The sequence below is a fragment of the Paenibacillus motobuensis genome (assembly GCF_039521865.1).
Classification (GTDB): Bacteria; Bacillota; Bacilli; order Paenibacillales; family Paenibacillaceae; genus Fontibacillus; species Fontibacillus motobuensis.
In genome coordinates this window covers 1-16,485 of sequence record NZ_BAAACX010000006.1, presented here as the reverse complement: position 1 = coordinate 16,485, position 16,485 = coordinate 1, and the positions used below count along the sequence as shown (strand labels likewise).

The following is a 16,485-nucleotide window of genomic DNA, read 5'->3' as shown; positions in this document are numbered from 1 at the left end:
ATGAATCTTAACGGCGATATCTATTCAGCTAATTCCGCAATAATCTGGTGCAATTGGGACAGATGAGTAATTTCATAATCCGGCACGATCTCATCATTGCGGGTCTTCTCATCCCGATTGATCCATACGGCGTTAATGCCTACACTAAGCGCTCCGCGAATATCGGTCGTAAGCTTGTCCCCAACCATTAAAGTCTCTTCGGGCTCTGTTCCTAATTGCTCAAGCGCATGCTTGAAGATCATGGAATCCGGTTTGCCTTTGCCGAAGCTGCCGGAGATAATGATCTTATCGAAGTAACCAGATAGCTCTGGCACTCCATCCAGCTTCTCTTGTTGCAGGGCAGGGCAGCCATTCGTTAGTAGAAGCAGCTTAACCTTCCCCTTCAACTCCTGCAAGATTTGGAATGTCTCTTCATATACATAAGCACGTTCCCGTCGTTCTGCAGCAAAACCTTCTGCAAGCTCGGCGGCTAATTCATCGTTAGCAATACCGAGGGCAAGCAAGCCGCGTCGCCAAGACTCCTTGCGGTAGATCGGTGCCAGTTCTTCAAGCTGACGGAACTCCGGCTGTTCCCCAGCTGAGAAGTTAGCCCATAGCCCTTCAAATGGATTAATCCCGATCATTTTCGTAAATGAAAATGTCTCATAGGATTCATACAATTCCCTAGCTTCTCTGCGGACAGCTGCTTCCAGTTCTATCGGGTTGCAGCCCGTTACCGCCTCTGCCTTGCGACATGTCTCCTCGAAAGCCTCTTTTACGCTCCGATCATCCCAGAGCAATGTATCATCCAAATCAAAGCATACCGCTTTTATGGTCACTTCGACCACTCCTCCCTCTCCCATGCCAAAATGCATCATTTGCTATGCGCTCTCCAGAAATTCCCTACTCTCTCTCAAACGGAACATGATGAGTATGCGCGAACTGCTCCAGACGGTCTCCCATAGCTGCCGTATCAAACTGATTACGAGTACGATAGAATACCCAATTCGCATCCTTAATCTTAGGCACGATCATAATCTTCTTGCGGCTGACTTTGATTTTGCTAATGTTGCCTGCTTCCAGAATTCGGTCGCGGTTGTACTTGGTTGTATATACCCAGTTCTTGTTAATGCGTAGATAGGGTCTTCTCATGAACAAGGTGAAGGCGAGCAGTAAGTACAGCCCAATCGTCAGCCAATAGAGCCAGGTACTCATATCCGCTGAATTACCGATCATTCCAACGGTTGAATACAATAGGGCGATGAACACTAACACTCCTGGCAGGATGATATTGCGCCCCCGGAAAATGTCGCCCTCCCCTCTTGGGCCAAGCGATTTCCGCGGGTTGGATGCCGCGCCTGTCGTGATCGTAGGCCCTTTCCCTTTCTGGTTCAGTCTTTTTTGATTGCGTTCTACTTTTCTGTCAAATGAACCCATACTCTGTCCTCCTCATATTAATAGCGCTATCAACAGTATAAGCCTACGACTTGTCCAGCCAATCAAGCCCCACACATGTTCGTAAGCCGCATGTTATGTATAGCCAGGCCCAAAAGGGCCGGCTTACTCATCGACGATTTCGATTTGTTCTAATCTTTGACGGAAATTCGCCCGGAAATTCTCGAGATATCTCTCGCGCAGCTTAGCTCTCTCCAGAATCTCTTCTTCGGTTAACCCCACAGATTTATGTTTGCGGGCCAATTCATTGATCCGCGCAACAACAGATTCTATATCCATAAGTCCCTCCCCAAGTCATTAGTCTTTTATGTTACAGCTCTCATCCTCATATATAGAAGAGATTCAAGCCGTATTTACCACTCATGCAAAGCAGCAATTATTCATACTCTGACATGAGAAAAAGAGCTTGTCAAGGCAGTGCCGCCTTTAGTGCAAGCTCTCTTCATTATATAGTAATTTCTGTTCATCGTAAAACAATATCGACATTCATTCAGCAGACCACTAGAAACGAACTTGCAACTGATTAGTTAGGGAGAACCAACACTTCCCCAGCTTGTATCGAACTCACATGCTTTCCATTAACACGCTTGATTGAATCTATATATTTTCTTATGTCTTTGCCCTGGGGTTTATGCTCAGAAGCAATCTCCCATAACGTATCACCCGGCATAACAATAACTGTCTCCAACGGTTTCTTATTAGCGTTATCATTCGATGAGGCAAAAGCCGAGACCACCCCTGTACAGGTTAACAATAGTAGTACCAGCACCAACATCGTTCTCTTAGCTGTTCTAGAAAGATGGGTGCTCCGTCTCCCTGACGATATAGAAGGTTTCTGAACCGGCTCCGTATAAATACTCTTATATGTGCTATATTTAAGCATTATCCTCACTCCAAACAAGTGTTCTTATTACTGAAAATAATATAACACGAACATTTGTTTGATTCAATACTTTTTTTCGAACATTCGTTCTCCATTTTTTATACAGCATTCGCCGGCTTATATTCGGTATATATGTATGAAATAGGCTCAAAAACCTATATAGTTAGAACTTATGTTTGTACGAACGGTAGTTCTATGTTATAATTTTTCCAAACGTTACTAAGTGGAGTTGATTGGTTATGTCTAAGGTGTCCAGCCGCCAGCAAGCAATCTTGGAATTTATTCGCAGCGAAGTACGAACGAAAGGATATCCCCCCTCCGTCCGTGAAATTGGAGAAGCCGTTGGACTAGCCTCCAGCTCTACGGTACACGGACATCTGGATCGTCTGGAGAAGAAGGGATTCATTCGACGTGACCCTACCAAACCGAGAGCTATTGAGCTACTTGGCGAGGAATCCGAAAGCGCCGGTCTGTTCGCCCATTCGGTAGCACGCGTTCCTGTCGTCGGGAAAGTAACAGCAGGCGTGCCGATTACAGCAACCGAGAATATAGAGGATTACTTTCCATTGCCTAATCATTATGCGAACGATGGCGAGATTTTCATGTTATCCGTTGTCGGCGACAGCATGATTGAAGCCGGAATCCATAATGGGGATTATGTTATCGTAAGGCAACAGCAGACCGCGAACAACGGCGATATCGTCGTAGCAATGACTGAGGAAGATGAAGCAACGGTCAAGACCTTCTATAAAGAGAAGGATCATATCCGCCTTCAGCCGGAGAATCCAACCATGGAGCCCCTTCGCTTGAAGCACGTAAGCATCCTCGGCAAAGTCATTGGCCTCTTCCGGGATTTTCATTAATCTTGATTTTATACAATGGATTGTGTGTTCAGACGAATCCCATTTAACGGGAAAATAGATGCAATCCGAAATTGGCTAAAGTGTGACTACCCATTATTAATTGACAACTTAATACTGTAAGAAGCAAGAGGCATCCCTCGTGGGATGCCTTTTAATTTACAATTATAAATACTTCCTTCTCTTCTTCCCAATTTCAAACGCTTTATCAAATCTCTCTTCTCAACGTTGACTTGAAAAACTTGTATTAATCCCAAAAATGGGCCTTTGATTATTTTATTTCTGAATTCTAGGCAACCGCCCAGTTGTTTTATAGGCAAATGCATAGAATGTCGTATAAAATTTTTGGGAGGTAATTTTTTGAACAGTTATCCAATGATGAATCAAATGTCCAACATGCCTAACGTTTCTAATATGGCTAACATGCCCTATAAGCATCACATGCATCACATGCATCATCAAGCTATCATTAACCATCCTGTAGATAAATGCGTTGTCGAGTGTTTAATGTCCCTTATGGGCAGAATTGTCATTCTTGAGACTACTCGCGGCAGACTCGACGGATGCATCATCGATGTCAAACAAGACCACGTCGTGCTTGAAGAAAGACATAAGAAGTTTATTGTTCGCATTTGCGAAATTGTTTGGATCATGCCTGAATAATAGAACATAAGGGGGGCTAGTCCCCCTAGTAAAATTCTCAGTCCTTTGGCTTCCCGGCGGGAAGTTCTAAGGACATTATTATTGTTCCGGGAAAGGCTTAAAGTGTTACTTAGATTAATACCCGTACCTTGGTGCATCCGAGACTTGACCATCATATTTATTATGCTATCGTATTTAATGTACGAGTATATTACTGATTCTCGTATACCCGAAATACAAGGACTGGTACTTAGGGATGTTCGCAAAGGCTATAGGGATGCAGCATCTTTTTAATTTGGCTATGTAATATTCAGGGGTTTATATAAGTTAATGATTATACACTATACGATATGGGGTATGAAACGTGGAATTTCTAGTTTTTGCTTCCAGCCTGACCGCATTGATTTTTTCGATAGTTGCTTTTGTTCGTACAATAAAGCGAAGGTAATTAAATCTTATTTTGAATCTGATCTCCACCACAGTTCAAAAGTTCCGCCAGCATAAAGCCAGCGGAGCTATTGATCAGGTGTCATCAGATTGCGCTACGGGTGACGCTAAATTCATGTAACTAAAATTAATGAGTTAAATAAAGAAGGCTCTTGTAATGATAACAAGCAGAATGAAGAGTACTAAAATCGCTGCTGTAGATGTAAATAGTCCTCCTCCGTATCCACCGCCACAACCTACACCGCCAACTACTTCGCTCATTTGTGCTTTCCTCCTTGTATTTAAAGTACACACTATCCTATTCAACTTTTGATAAACAGATTGGACATATTCACCTGTGATTCGGTCTATTTACCAAGTACTTGTACCACTTTAGGATTAGCAGTAGTTATCGGCTACATAAGACGAGAAAGCTATGTACACCGTCCAAAAAAATGAATCAACAATTACGAGAAATTGCAGGATCTGTCAAAAACAACCCCCCACGCCATACGACACAAGGGGTTGCGCTGCGTTGTTACTACTAACGCTACTGTATCCCAATTTTTTGGTATTCCTCTAAGTTCATCACTTTTAAAATGTTCTTAGGACAATAACAAGGAGTATATAAAGAACCAAGATTACAGCAGTTGAGGTCCCAATTCCTCCGAATCCAGGACCGCAAAAACCTCCTCCACCAACTAATTCACCCATCTAATTACCTCCTTTGTTATATGGTACAGTGCATCTTATTCAAATGCCCGTTACAAAGATTAGGTATACATCCCTATACGCGGCCTATTTATTAGTTACTTGTATTACAAGTTAAATCCTCCGCTATCTGGATTTATCGGGGTTCAAGACGACCCCAAACAAAAATCCCCCACGCCTTAAGGCGCAAGGGATTCCTCGATTAATACAAAGTCATATATTGGTCACGTTCCCATTGGTGGACTTGCATTCTAAACATATCCCATTCGATGGCTTTCAACTCATAGAAATGGGTCATAGCATGATCGCCGAGAGCATCAGCCATGATATCGCTGCGCACCAATTCACCAATAGCTTCCTTGAGGTCTACAGGCAAGCTTGGAATACCTTCTTCGATACGCTCTTCGTCAGACATCACGTAGATGTTACGATCAACGGGTTGAACGAGCGGCAGCTTTCTCTTGATGCCATCAAGACCTGCCTTGAGCATTACAGCAAGTGCAAGGTATGGGTTAGCAGCCGGGTCAGGGTTGCGGACCTCAACGCGGGTACTAATACCACGGGAGGCCGGAATACGAATCATCGGGCTACGATTACTGGAGGACCAAGCTACATAGCATGGTGCTTCATAACCAGGCACGAGACGTTTATAAGAGTTCACAGTTGGGTTGGTTACAGCGGCGAAAGCGCGCGCATGGGTCAAAATACCGGCCATGTAGTGCCGAGCGTCTTGGCTCAGGCCAAGCTCATCCTTCTCATCATAGAAAGCATTTGTCTTACCCTTGAACAAGGACTGGTGACAGTGCATTCCGGAACCACTCACACCATACAATGGCTTCGGCATAAATGTAGCATGCAAGCCATGCTGACGAGCGATCGTCTTAACAACCAATTTGAAGGTTTGAATTTGGTCGGCCGCTTTAATTGCCTTCGCATATTTGAAGTCAATTTCGTGTTGGCCAGGAGCTACCTCATGGTGGGAAGCTTCGATTTCAAAGCCCATTTCTTCAAGTGTCAGCACGATCTCACGGCGGCAGTTCTCACCAAGGTCCGTCGGTGCAAGGTCGAAATAACCACCTTGGTCATTGAGCTCCATCGTAGGGTTACCCTTCTCATCCGTCTTGAACAGGAAGAATTCTGGCTCAGGTCCGACATTCATCGAAGTATAGCCCATCTCTTCGGCTTCCTTCAGCACACGCTTCAGGATATTGCGCGGGTCACCAGCGAATGGTGTGCCGTCAGGCATGTACACATCACAGATTAAGCGGGCAATACGATCCTCACTAATCCAAGGAAAGATAACCCAAGTTTCCAAATCCGGAACCAGATACATGTCAGATTCTTCGATCCGCACATAGCCTTCAATAGATGAACCGTCGAACATCATCTTGTTGTCCAGCGCTTTCTCCAACTGGCTTACCGGAATTTCTACGTTCTTAATCGTTCCGAGCAGATCAGTAAATTGCAGACGGATAAAGCGGACATTCTCTTCTTTGGCGATTCGCAGAATATCTTCCTTGCTGTAACTCACGCTAACATCTCCCAACAGTTATTTTAATTTAAAGTAGCGGGATAATTCCCCCTGGATTAATGAAACCTGACCAGGACGTTGCTTCGTGAACAATTCCTGCTTCAGCATACGATAGAGCTCAGAAGTCGGTATTTCCTTGCGTTTTTCTTCAGTGTCCCGCGTCATTACAGTTGCTTCCTCAGATTCGCCATTAGCCGGAGCAATCACCTGCTTAATACCAGCAATATTAACTCCCTTATCAATCAAGGCTTTAATCTCGAGCAGACGTTCCACATCATTAAAGGAAAACAGACGTTGGTTCCCGGATGTGCGCGCGGGTACAATCAACTCATGCTGTTCGTAATAACGAATTTGCCGAGCTGTTAAATCCGTAAGCTTCATCACGATACCAATCGGAAACAAGGCCATATTTCTGCGAATTTCGTCACTCATCGCTCTCAACCTTCCAGTTTAATTATCATAAAATAATGATATGTAAGTTATTCTGACATGTCAATAGTGATGTCAGGTTTACTTACAAGAAATTTATAGTAGCTGACGGTCCTTCATCGTCTGCAATGCGGTCAACAGTCCGAACTTAACGTGGGAGTAGGTAAGTCCGCCCTGCATATAAGCAATATAAGGTTCACGAATCGGCGCATCCGCGGATAGCTCGAGACTTCCCCCTTGAATAAAGGTTCCCGCTGCCATTATGACTGGATGCTCATACCCCGGCATATCCCATGGCTCAGGCACAACATGCCCGTCTACTGCTGCTGCACGTTGAATGCCTTGAACAAAAGCAATCAAATGCTCCGAGCTACTGAAGGAGATCGCCTGGATCAGATCTGTACGCCTATCATTCCAGCGCGGCTTGCTGTCAAATCCGACTCTCTCGAATAGGGCTGCAGCCAGAATACTTCCCTTAACGGCTTGTCCTACGATCGTTGGAGCCAAGAACAACCCCTGGTAAATCCCCCGAGTCGTACCCAGCATCGCACCAACTTCTCCACCGATACCCGGCGCAGTCAGGCGATTCGCTGCTAGCTCCACCAGCTCAGTTCGCCCGCAAATATATCCGCCGGTCTCGGCCAGCCCTCCGCCAGGATTTTTAATTAGCGAGCCTGCAATTAGATCGGCCCCTACTTCTGTCGGCTCCTGCTCCTCAGTAAATTCCCCATAGCAGTTATCGACAAAAACGATGCAGTTCGGGGACAATGACTTCACACGCTTCACCATCTCACCAATTTGCTCTACGGAAAAGGAATCTCTCCAATCATATCCGCGCGAGCGCTGGATGCCGATCACCTTCGTCTGGGGCGTTATTTTATCGGCCACCGTATCCCAATCGACCATTCCGTCAGCCAGTAATGCCACATCGTCATACGTGATTCCAAAATCCCGTAAAGAACCCGTTCCATCACCAGGCTTGCCGATGACCTTATGTAGCGTATCATATGGCTTACCTGTAATATAGAGCAGCCCGTCCCCTGGACGCAGCACGCCAAAAAGTGCTGTAGAGATAGTGTGCGTACCGGAAGCAAAATGCGGGCGCACCAGCGCCGCCTCTGCGCCGAACACATCTGCGTAGACGAGGTCAAGTACTTCGCGCCCTCGGTCATTATAAGCATAGCCGGTTGAACCTGCGAAATGAAAATCACTCACATGATGCTTCTGAAAAGCTTCAATCACTTTGAATTGATTCTTGTCCACAATACGATCGATTACACGGAACTGCTGTTCAGCTTGACATTCCGCCTCTTCCATCCTAGTTACTATGTCTTCTGAAAATACCGCCATCCAACTCTTCTCTCCCTTATTGCCTTACATTCTCGCTGTACATAATTTGAAAAGTTGAACCTCAAGGTGCAGTCGGTAGACCGTTCCAACAAGAATGCAGAAACAGCCGATCACTGCATTAACCTTAGGTTCAACTTCTTCTCTGCTTAGCACTGGAAATACCTAACTTCTATTATTATAACAACTACCCTCGGTATAAAAATTGCAGCTTGCACGAATGAACACTCAGCCGATTACTTATCAAGCTTCAAATCCTCGGTACGAATTGTCATTAACTCCAATTTACCGGGCGAACCACCGCTATATTGATTCAGAATACGCACGGCCTGATGCCGAATCGAACGCTCAATGACATTACGGACATGTCTGGCATTGCTGAACACATGTTCGCCTTCCATCTTTTCGCGCAGCAGATGCTGCTTCAATTTGACAATCGCCTGCGGCATCAGAATATAGTCGCGCTCCTTGGCCATTCCTTCCGCGATCTGGATCAACTGATCGATCGTATAGTCTGGAAACTCCATCACAATCGGGAAGCGTGAAGGCAAGCCAGGATTGGTGTTCAAGAAGAAATCCATCTCATCGCAATACCCTGCAAGGATCAAGATGAACTGGTTCTTCGAATCTTCCATTGCTTTTACCAACGTATCGATAGCTTCCTTACCAAAATCCTTCTCACCGCCGCGAGCCAGACTATAGGCTTCGTCCACAAACAGAATACCACCCATCGCCTTCTTGACCAAATCCCGAGTCTTCTGAGCCGTATGCCCAATATATTCTCCTACAAGGTCCGCCCGTTCGACCTCGATCAGATGACCTTTGCTGAGCACACCCATTTTCTGAAAAAATTTAGCCACTAATCGGGCGACAGTCGTCTTGCCGGTTCCCGGATTGCCTTTGAAGACCATATGGAAAACCTGCGCCCCGGACAGCAGTCCTGCTTCTGAGCGCATTGAGGCAATTTGCAGGAGTGCAAATATCTCATACATTAATTCTTTAATATGATCCAATCCGACCAGTCCGTCCAATTCCTTCTGCAAATCTGTAAACAGACTATTCTGCGGCATAACCTTGGCAGTTGGATGAGCTTCACTGTCCGGAACACTCTGCGAGACAACCGGCGGCTCCGAATTGCGCAGAACGATATTGATTTGTCTTGAAGGCCTCTCCTCAGGAGGGCCACTTCTGGCCATTACTCGCCCTGACATAGCGCAGATCACCTCTTTATAGGGTAGGGGCTTACACATTTAAATGTATTCTCTTTCCCCGTCCGATATTAGAAGTTTTGTTATTTCCAGCCAATAGCGAGCAATACAAAATCTATCTTCCATTTCGTATAAGCTAAAATTTCACGCAAGATGGTAGGAACACGCTTAAGTACATAAGTCTCCGTGAGCGATAGCTTGGGGCTGGAATAATCCAGCGCTTCAGCAATCTCATAAGACCGGTTGCCGTGAAAAGTATGGGTGATAATGACAGCCGATGTTAGCCCCTGCTCCTCCATAATCTCCTTGCTGAATTTTAAATTTTCATAGGTGCTGGTCGCTTTGTTCTCAAGCAGGATCGCTTCCTTTGGAACACCGTGCTGCTCGAGATAAATCGCCATTCCCTCCGCTTCTGTGTAACGATAGTCAGGCTTGTCCAGCCCGCCCGTCAGTATGAAGGTATGAAAGCGGCCTGCCTTATAATCCGCGAGCCCTTGCTCAAGCCGCTCTTGCAGCCCCGGACTAGGCTGATCGCCCCACATCGCTGCACCAAGTATAATACCTACATCTGCAGGCTCCGAAGCTGCAGTAGTCGCAGCCGTATTCCTGTATACGCTGCCGATCTGGGCCAGTACATAAACCGACCATAAAATGCCGATTAGAATGCATGTCAGCCCAATACGAAGAACCCAGACGAATTTGCGCTTGCTCCTTCTTCTGTTCCCAACATACGGCGAGCTTGTGCGGTATCGAGCCATGATTAACCTCCAGGATTGCTAGAATCAGATTGAACGTAGCCGGTCCGGTAATGCTCAAGCGACATCGCAAAATAAGGGAACGCTTGATTTTTAATCAATTTCATCACGTCACGGGCGGTCTCCTTCGCCAAATCATAGTCTCTGACACTGATAAGGCCGCGGCTCAGTGCATCATCCAGTTCATCTTCATCTAGCAAGAACACCTCGCCGTTCTTTAGAACAACAATATCTAAGTACAAATCATCAAACCATGGGACACCCTGATCCGTAACACCCTGGGTTTTACATACGTCGATATACCATTCCACAATGCTTCCACGATCATCAAACATCGCAGTTACTACATAGTGGGCTCCTTTAGGATAGTATTGAAGCCAGGTGTATCCCTTATCGGCAATGCGAAAGGTATGACCTCCATACGTCTTCCAAAGAGGGTCCCGCAGGGCGTTAATGCCATAAAACGTGGCATAACCTGTAAATGTGTCACCTTCAACATACTTCGATTTGAACTGGCGCTGGGTCACGCGGCGCCAGTTCGCACGATCTCCGAATTTTCGCTTCATGTTCAAAACCTCTCTGGCACAATGTACTTTCAGCTTACCACATTTGAAGAGTTCACTCAAAAACGAATCTGCAAAAAACGCAAAAAAATACGCAAAAGAACCCCGATGCTTCTTGAAGGAACATCGGGGTTCTATCGTAATCCTATTTCTAACCTTTTACATCTCAGTGTATCTATATCTTTGGTAAATCCTAAACCTGAAGATGTCTACATTCCACCGGTGCCGCTATTCTGGCCGCCAGCACCGTTCCCGGATTGGTCTGTACCTGAACCCGGTGGATTAGTGTCCCCAGGATCAGTTGGTGTAGTCCCACTCGGTTCACTTCCATCATTGCCTCCACTGCCGGACTCAGTTCCGCTACCGTTCCCTTGTCCTGTTCCTTCATCGGGAGGAGGCACCTGACTACCGCCATTGCCGGACTCACCTGATCCCCCACTAGATGGAGGTGTTACTTCACCGTTGCCGCCTTCACCAGGATTTGACGTATTACCGCCATCTGGAGGCGGAATGATTTCACCCTCTCCACCGTTATCGGCAGGTACCGAGACCTGAGCGATGTTCGACGGCTGACTCTCTGCGTCGCTCGACGGATCGTAGACTGTTACATAATACTCATAATCGGTTCCTGGCGTAACAGTCAAATCTTCGGCTGAAGTGGTGACCACATCCATATAACGTGTAAATTCCGCTGCCGTAGCCTCTCTCTTGTAAATCCGATAGTTTACGCCAGGCTGATCTACACCGGTCCAATTCAGAGTGACTGTTCCCGTACCCTCATCGTAAGAACCGCTCAAATCACCAGGTGCTGTAACCTGCACTTCTTCCGGTGGCGGCTCAGGAGTGCCCTTGAGGCTAGAAGGAACTGGGAAATCCTTCACCGCAACGCCCTTAAGTGCATCCTTCATGATAGTTGAGAACAACGATGCGGCTTGACCACTGCTGCCGTTCAGCAGATGGTTCTTATCTGGATTGTCATAACCCTCCCAGATCGCAGCTGTCCATTCTGGCGTGTATCCGACAAACCAAACGTCACGGTTCTTGCTGCTCTTCAGACCTGGAATACCATGCTGGGTCGTCCCTGTCTTACCAGCAAGCGGACGATCAATTTTAGCACGTCGACCTGTACCATCGTTAACAACGTTCTGCAGCATCTGCGTCATATAATAAGCGGTTGTCTCGCTAAATACCCGCTTTGGCTTCGGCGGATTGTATTTAAACAGATCCTTGCCGTCATGATCCTTAATCAGCTTGATGGAATATGGTTCGTTATACTCCCCGCCATTCGCATACACGCTGAAGGCTCCAGCCATTTCCAGTGTATTCGTACCGTATGTGAGACCACCAAGCGCAATCGCCAAGTTATTATCATTCTTATCCATCTTGATGCCCATTTCCTCGGCGTACTTCACACCTGTCTTAACCCCAACCTGATTTAACAACCATACAGCCGGGATATTCTCGGACTTCGTCAGTGCCGTGGTCATATCGATCGTCTTGGAATAACCATGCAAGTTGCGCGGACAATAGTCACCGAAGCACTGCTTCTCATTGCTGATCTGCGAGTTCACGTTGAATTTGCCTGACTCCAGCGCAGGACCATAGGATACGATCGGCTTAAAGGCCGAGCCAGGCTGCCTGCGGCTCTCGATACGGCTGAAGCCTTTGCGCTGATAGTCGCGTCCGCCCAGCAAAGCAACCAAGCTGCCATTCTGATGATTCATAATGACGATCGAAGCTTGAACCTGCTTATCATCCTTGCTCTTCTCGAAGAAATCATCGTTGTCGAATGCTTTTTCAACCGCTTTTTGCGCTTGAGCGTCCATCGTTGTATAAATCTTGTATCCGCCGCGGTTCAGATCGTCTTCTGTCAACCCGTATTTCTCCTCGGCTTCTTTAATGACATAATCCTTGAAAGCCAGGTAACTCTCATTCTTCACTGGTGGAGTATAGTCATAATCCACAGCCTTCGCTTCATCGCGTTCCTCGGCCGAAATATAGCCTTGCTCAAACATCAGATCAAGCACTACAGCCCGGCGCTGCTTGGATAGTTCCGGATTGGCTACCGGATTGTACTTGGACGGACCTTTTGGAATGGCCGCCAAAGAGGCAATTTGCCACAGCTTCAGATCTTCCAAGTTGCTAACTCCGAAATAACGCTCTGACGCGGCCTTGATTCCATACGCTTTCTGACCGAAGAAAATCCGGTTCAAATAGAGTGTAATGATCTCATCCTTCGTCTTGTGGTTCTCGAGTGCCATTGCAATCGACATTTCGGTTGCTTTACGGAAAAATGTCTTGTCTCGACTCAAGAACATGTTCTTGGCGAGCTGTTGCGTAATCGTACTGCCCCCTTCAACAAGTGAACGGGCCATGACGTCTTTTACAGCAGCGCGTCCGATAGACCATAGGTCAACGCCTTTATGTTCATAGAAGCGTCTATCTTCTGTAGCTATGAATGCTTTTTTAACAAGATCAGGGATTTTATCGGAATCTACAGGCTCGCTGCGGTCCACCGACAATTCACCCATCATATTTCCATTGCGATCATATACCTTCGAAGTTTCATAAATAAACAGCTTATCTTCATTCTCACTTAGGATTCTCTCACCGTTGACGGTAATATAGAGATATCCTGCAATCGCACATATAATTGCGATCGCTACGGTGAAAAATAACGTCCACATAATCCGTCTTGCCGTAAGTTTTCTCTTTTTTGTTCCCTTCGGCTTGGCCGGCTTGTGACTCGGCTTGCTGCTCCTTTCCAGTCTGGAAGGTCTCTTAGTAGACATTGATTTTCTCTGACTCCCTTCATACCAGTCTCACTTGACAGCAGATTCGATAGATGATCGTATTTCTCTAATGACCAGTATTCTTAGTCGGAAAGAAAAGAACAACCTTTGATCAGGTTGCTCCACTCTTAGTCCTATACCTTTAAACGTACTGAAGATCAAAAAGTTTCAAACTCCAAATTATACCTCTCCTGCAGACTCCTGCATCAGGGATACATTGCGCTGTGGTTGGAAGGTAGAAATGGCATGCTTGTACACCATTTGCTGGCGTCCATCGCTGTCGATGACAATCGTAAAGTTATCGAATGCTTTGATCGTTCCGCGAATTTGGAAGCCGTTCGTCAAAAATACGGTTACGGGTATATTTTCTTTGCGAAGCTGGTTCAAAAATGTATCTTGGATGTTGATGGATTTGTTCATTCGTCGTACCCCCAATAGGATCAATTAGTATTTAGATTTATATTCAAGATTTAATTGAAACTTTCCTGCTATTATAGCACGTACAGCCTCTAAATTCCCGGAAAAATTTTTATGATCGGTCACATCCACCCAGGAAATATCCTTCATATGCCGAAACCAGGAGAGCTGTCTCTTGGCGAATCGTCTCGTATCCCGCTTCAGCTTGGTCACAGCATCCTCTAGGGGAACCCCGTCTTCCAAGTGCTCGAGAATCTCCTTGTAGCCTAAACCCTGCATAGAAATAAGGTTCCGGGTGAAGCCCCGTCCGAGCAAACTTCTGACCTCATCTACAAGTCCAGCATCCATCATCTCATCGATTCGCTGCTCAATACGGTTATATAGCATTTGACGGTCCATTGTCAAACCGATGATGCATAAGTTGTACGGAGACTGCTTATTCTGTGACTCCAGTTGAGAGGATAAAGTCGTCCCGCTCATATGATAAATTTCCAGAGCCCGGATTACCCGGCGCACATCATTAGGATGCAGTCTCTCTGCAGATTGCGGATCGACAGCCGCCAATCTGGCGTGCAGTGCCTCATTCCCTTCCTCATCAGCTATATTCTGCATCTGTGACCGGAACCCTTCGTCTGCACCTATATCTGTGAATTGATACTCATAACAGACAGATTCCACATACAGGCCCGTTCCTCCGACAATGAACGGCAACTTGCCTCGCTCCCCAATCTCGGGGATCAACTGCCGGCAGCTATCCTGAAACTGCGCTACCGAGAACGGTTCATCCGGATTCAGCACATCGATCAAATGGTGGGGGATTCCTTCCATTTCGGAAGACTGTATTTTGGCAGTGCCGATGTCCATACCTCGATATACTTGCATCGAATCACCGGATATGATCTCACAGGAGAAGGCCTTGGCGATCTCAATGCTCAGCTTCGTCTTGCCGACCGCTGTCGGGCCGATCAGTACGAGCAAGTTCGGTTTGTCGTTAATCATCAAGTGAAATCACTCCGTAAACAATTTTGGTATGAGCACGCCGGGCCTCCTGGAAGCCAAGTCTTGCAAACTCTTCGCTCCCCTTCTTCTCTTTCAGCACGACGCTTCTGCGGGCAACCCGGGAAGCTTCCTGAACCGTCTCCTGACTCAGCCCTTCATTGTTGGCAAAAGTACGAAGCGGAGAGATGGCTGACGATTCCACAATCGGATCGCGGAACATTGGATCGAAATAGACAATATCCGCACTCTTGTCGGGCATCCCCCGAAGCGCCTGTAAGTGATGGACATGCCGGGTCTCGATCCTCCGTAGCGCTGCATTATATTCAGCTACGCCCGACTCGTAATAAGCGAGTCCTTCCGTTAACAGCGCCCAGAGAGATAAGGAATCTTCCAGGGCGACAACTTGCCCAGAAGGCCCAGTGCCCAGCGAGAATACCGAAGAATCAGCGCCCAGACCAGCCGTGCAATCGATAATCGTATCGCCTGGACGTACGCCAGCCACTTCGAGCATCGTGTCCGGCTCGCCGCGAAGCAGACGCTTCGCCCGGACGAAAGCCATGCTAGGATGGAAGGTAAGCGGCTCGGCCCCAGTCCGGTGCAGCCTTGCACCGCCCTCCAGAATAACGAGAATTTCGTCATCTCCGTAGCGTTTAGCCAATTTGGTCAGAGACGTCCGATTTCGCGGAACGAATCTGGCCCCTGATTTCTTGGAGAGGGCCATTGCACGCTGCACTGGCTCCGCAGCGCTATGGTCACCTGTTGTTATAATCAAAACTTAAATTCCTCCGTTCACATAACCCGCTTGAACAACTTCTCCAGATCATAATTCGAGAACGAAATAATGATCGGCCGTCCATGCGGACAAGTATAAGGCTGCTTGCAGGCGGCAAGCCGCTGCAATAAAGTATCTGCCTCTTCCACCGTAATCTTCTGATTCGCCTTAATCGACGCCTTGCAGGATACTAAGGTAGATGATTTCTCCCGCAGCTTGGAGAGGTCGATCGCTCGTTCGCTAAGCACCCATTCCGCCATCTCCTCGATGATCGAAGCTTCTTCACCGCTCGGGAACCAGTATGGGTGTGATACGACGCGGAAGGTGCCGCCGCCGAAATGCTCGAGAATGACGCCGACCCGCTCGAACCAGGACAATCTCTCCTTCAGCTTCTCACTGTCAGATGGCGTAAATTCGAGGGTTATCGGCAGCAGCAGCTCTTGAGAAGCGTCTGCAGGATGCCCAAATTTCTCATAGTAATATTCGTAATTCACGCGCTCATGCGCAGCATGTTGGTCGATCAGGTATAGGCCTTCCTGATTTTGTGCAATCAGGTATGTGCCGTGATGCTGACCGATCAGCTCCAGCTCAGGGAAGGCCGGCAATTCCGGCGCTTCCTGCGGAGCGTCGTACAGCGCCTGCGGCGCCGCGCCGCTTGCAGCTGGCGCGGCCTGCCCCCGGCCGCCCGGGGCATAGCTGCCCGGGCTGGCCGCTCC

At 47.2% G+C, this 16,485-nt stretch carries 17 protein-coding genes; 2 read left to right on the top strand and 15 right to left on the bottom strand.

The genetic code is table 11. The features are described from left to right. Nucleotides 1-20: 20 nt before the first annotated feature. The 3 genes from ABD014_RS03895 to ABD014_RS03885 all read right to left on the bottom strand — a co-directional run bounded on the left by ABD014_RS03895 (nt 21) and on the right by ABD014_RS03885 (nt 1,713). A complete protein-coding gene (locus ABD014_RS03895) occupies nt 21-818 on the bottom strand; it encodes an HAD family hydrolase (protein WP_343858315.1) in 798 nt (265 codons plus the stop codon). A gap of 64 nt (nt 819-882) precedes the next feature. Beyond that, nucleotides 883-1,416: a hypothetical protein gene (locus tag ABD014_RS03890; RefSeq protein WP_343857704.1), complete on the bottom strand. Its 534-nt coding sequence runs from the start codon at nt 1,414-1,416 to the stop codon at nt 883-885. Nucleotides 1,417-1,539: 123 nt separating this feature from the next. Next, nucleotides 1,540-1,713: a DUF896 domain-containing protein gene (locus tag ABD014_RS03885; RefSeq protein WP_082790141.1), complete on the bottom strand. Its 174-nt coding sequence runs from the start codon at nt 1,711-1,713 to the stop codon at nt 1,540-1,542. 843 nt (nt 1,714-2,556) lie between these two features. On the opposite strand from ABD014_RS03885, the gene lexA reads away from it, so the two are divergent. Further along, nucleotides 2,557-3,180, top strand: coding sequence for a transcriptional repressor LexA (gene lexA, locus ABD014_RS03880; protein WP_251409272.1), 624 nt, complete (start codon nt 2,557-2,559; stop codon nt 3,178-3,180). A gap of 357 nt (nt 3,181-3,537) precedes the next feature. After that, nucleotides 3,538-3,840 (top strand): DUF2642 domain-containing protein, encoded by a 303-nt coding sequence (locus ABD014_RS03875; RefSeq protein WP_343857699.1) that lies wholly within the window; start codon nt 3,538-3,540, stop codon nt 3,838-3,840. 561 nt (nt 3,841-4,401) lie between these two features. On the opposite strand, the gene ABD014_RS03870 is transcribed toward ABD014_RS03875, so the two are convergent. From ABD014_RS03870 to ABD014_RS03815, 12 genes are all read right to left on the bottom strand, one after another. After that, nucleotides 4,402-4,527, bottom strand: coding sequence for a hypothetical protein (locus ABD014_RS03870; protein ID WP_343857697.1), 126 nt, complete (start codon nt 4,525-4,527; stop codon nt 4,402-4,404). A 631-nt stretch (nt 4,528-5,158) separates the two neighbouring features. After that, nucleotides 5,159-6,487, bottom strand: coding sequence for a type I glutamate--ammonia ligase (glnA, locus tag ABD014_RS03865; protein WP_343857694.1), 1,329 nt, complete (start codon nt 6,485-6,487; stop codon nt 5,159-5,161). A gap of 18 nt (nt 6,488-6,505) precedes the next feature. Then, nucleotides 6,506-6,919 carry a MerR family transcriptional regulator gene (locus tag ABD014_RS03860; RefSeq protein ID WP_068781581.1) on the bottom strand — a complete coding sequence of 138 codons (414 nt, stop codon included), beginning with the start codon at nt 6,917-6,919 and terminating at the stop codon, nt 6,506-6,508. 93 nt (nt 6,920-7,012) lie between these two features. Beyond that, complete coding sequence (locus ABD014_RS03855; RefSeq protein WP_343857692.1) at nt 7,013-8,266, bottom strand: methionine gamma-lyase family protein; 1,254 nt, start codon at nt 8,264-8,266, stop codon at nt 7,013-7,015. Nucleotides 8,267-8,499: 233 nt separating this feature from the next. Continuing rightward, nucleotides 8,500-9,474, bottom strand: a complete 975-nt coding sequence (locus ABD014_RS03850) for an AAA family ATPase (protein WP_343857690.1) — start codon at nt 9,472-9,474, stop codon at nt 8,500-8,502. Between the two features lie 80 nt (nt 9,475-9,554). Further along, nucleotides 9,555-10,229 carry a YdcF family protein gene (locus ABD014_RS03845; RefSeq protein WP_343857687.1) on the bottom strand — a complete coding sequence of 225 codons (675 nt, stop codon included), beginning with the start codon at nt 10,227-10,229 and terminating at the stop codon, nt 9,555-9,557. 2 nt (nt 10,230-10,231) lie between these two features. Further along, nucleotides 10,232-10,792, bottom strand: coding sequence for a ribonuclease FAU-1 family protein (locus ABD014_RS03840; RefSeq protein WP_068781585.1), 561 nt, complete (start codon nt 10,790-10,792; stop codon nt 10,232-10,234). 206 nt (nt 10,793-10,998) lie between these two features. Then, entirely contained in the window at nt 10,999-13,581 is a 2,583-nt protein-coding gene (locus ABD014_RS03835) for a PBP1A family penicillin-binding protein (protein WP_343857681.1), read from the bottom strand. 180 nt (nt 13,582-13,761) lie between these two features. Continuing rightward, a complete protein-coding gene (gene hfq, locus ABD014_RS03830) occupies nt 13,762-14,001 on the bottom strand; it encodes an RNA chaperone Hfq (RefSeq protein WP_193556449.1) in 240 nt (79 codons plus the stop codon). A 24-nt stretch (nt 14,002-14,025) separates the two neighbouring features. Then, entirely contained in the window at nt 14,026-14,997 is a 972-nt protein-coding gene (gene miaA / locus ABD014_RS03825; RefSeq protein ID WP_343857674.1) for a tRNA (adenosine(37)-N6)-dimethylallyltransferase MiaA, read from the bottom strand. Continuing rightward, nucleotides 14,990-15,769, bottom strand: a complete 780-nt coding sequence (locus ABD014_RS03820; RefSeq protein WP_343857672.1) for a class I SAM-dependent methyltransferase — start codon at nt 15,767-15,769, stop codon at nt 14,990-14,992. Before ABD014_RS03820 ends, miaA begins: the two co-directional genes overlap by 8 nt. A 17-nt stretch (nt 15,770-15,786) precedes the next feature. Continuing rightward, a partial coding sequence (locus ABD014_RS03815) for a DNA mismatch repair MutL family protein (RefSeq protein ID WP_486189246.1) occupies nt 15,787-16,485 on the bottom strand: 699 nt, incomplete at its 5' end.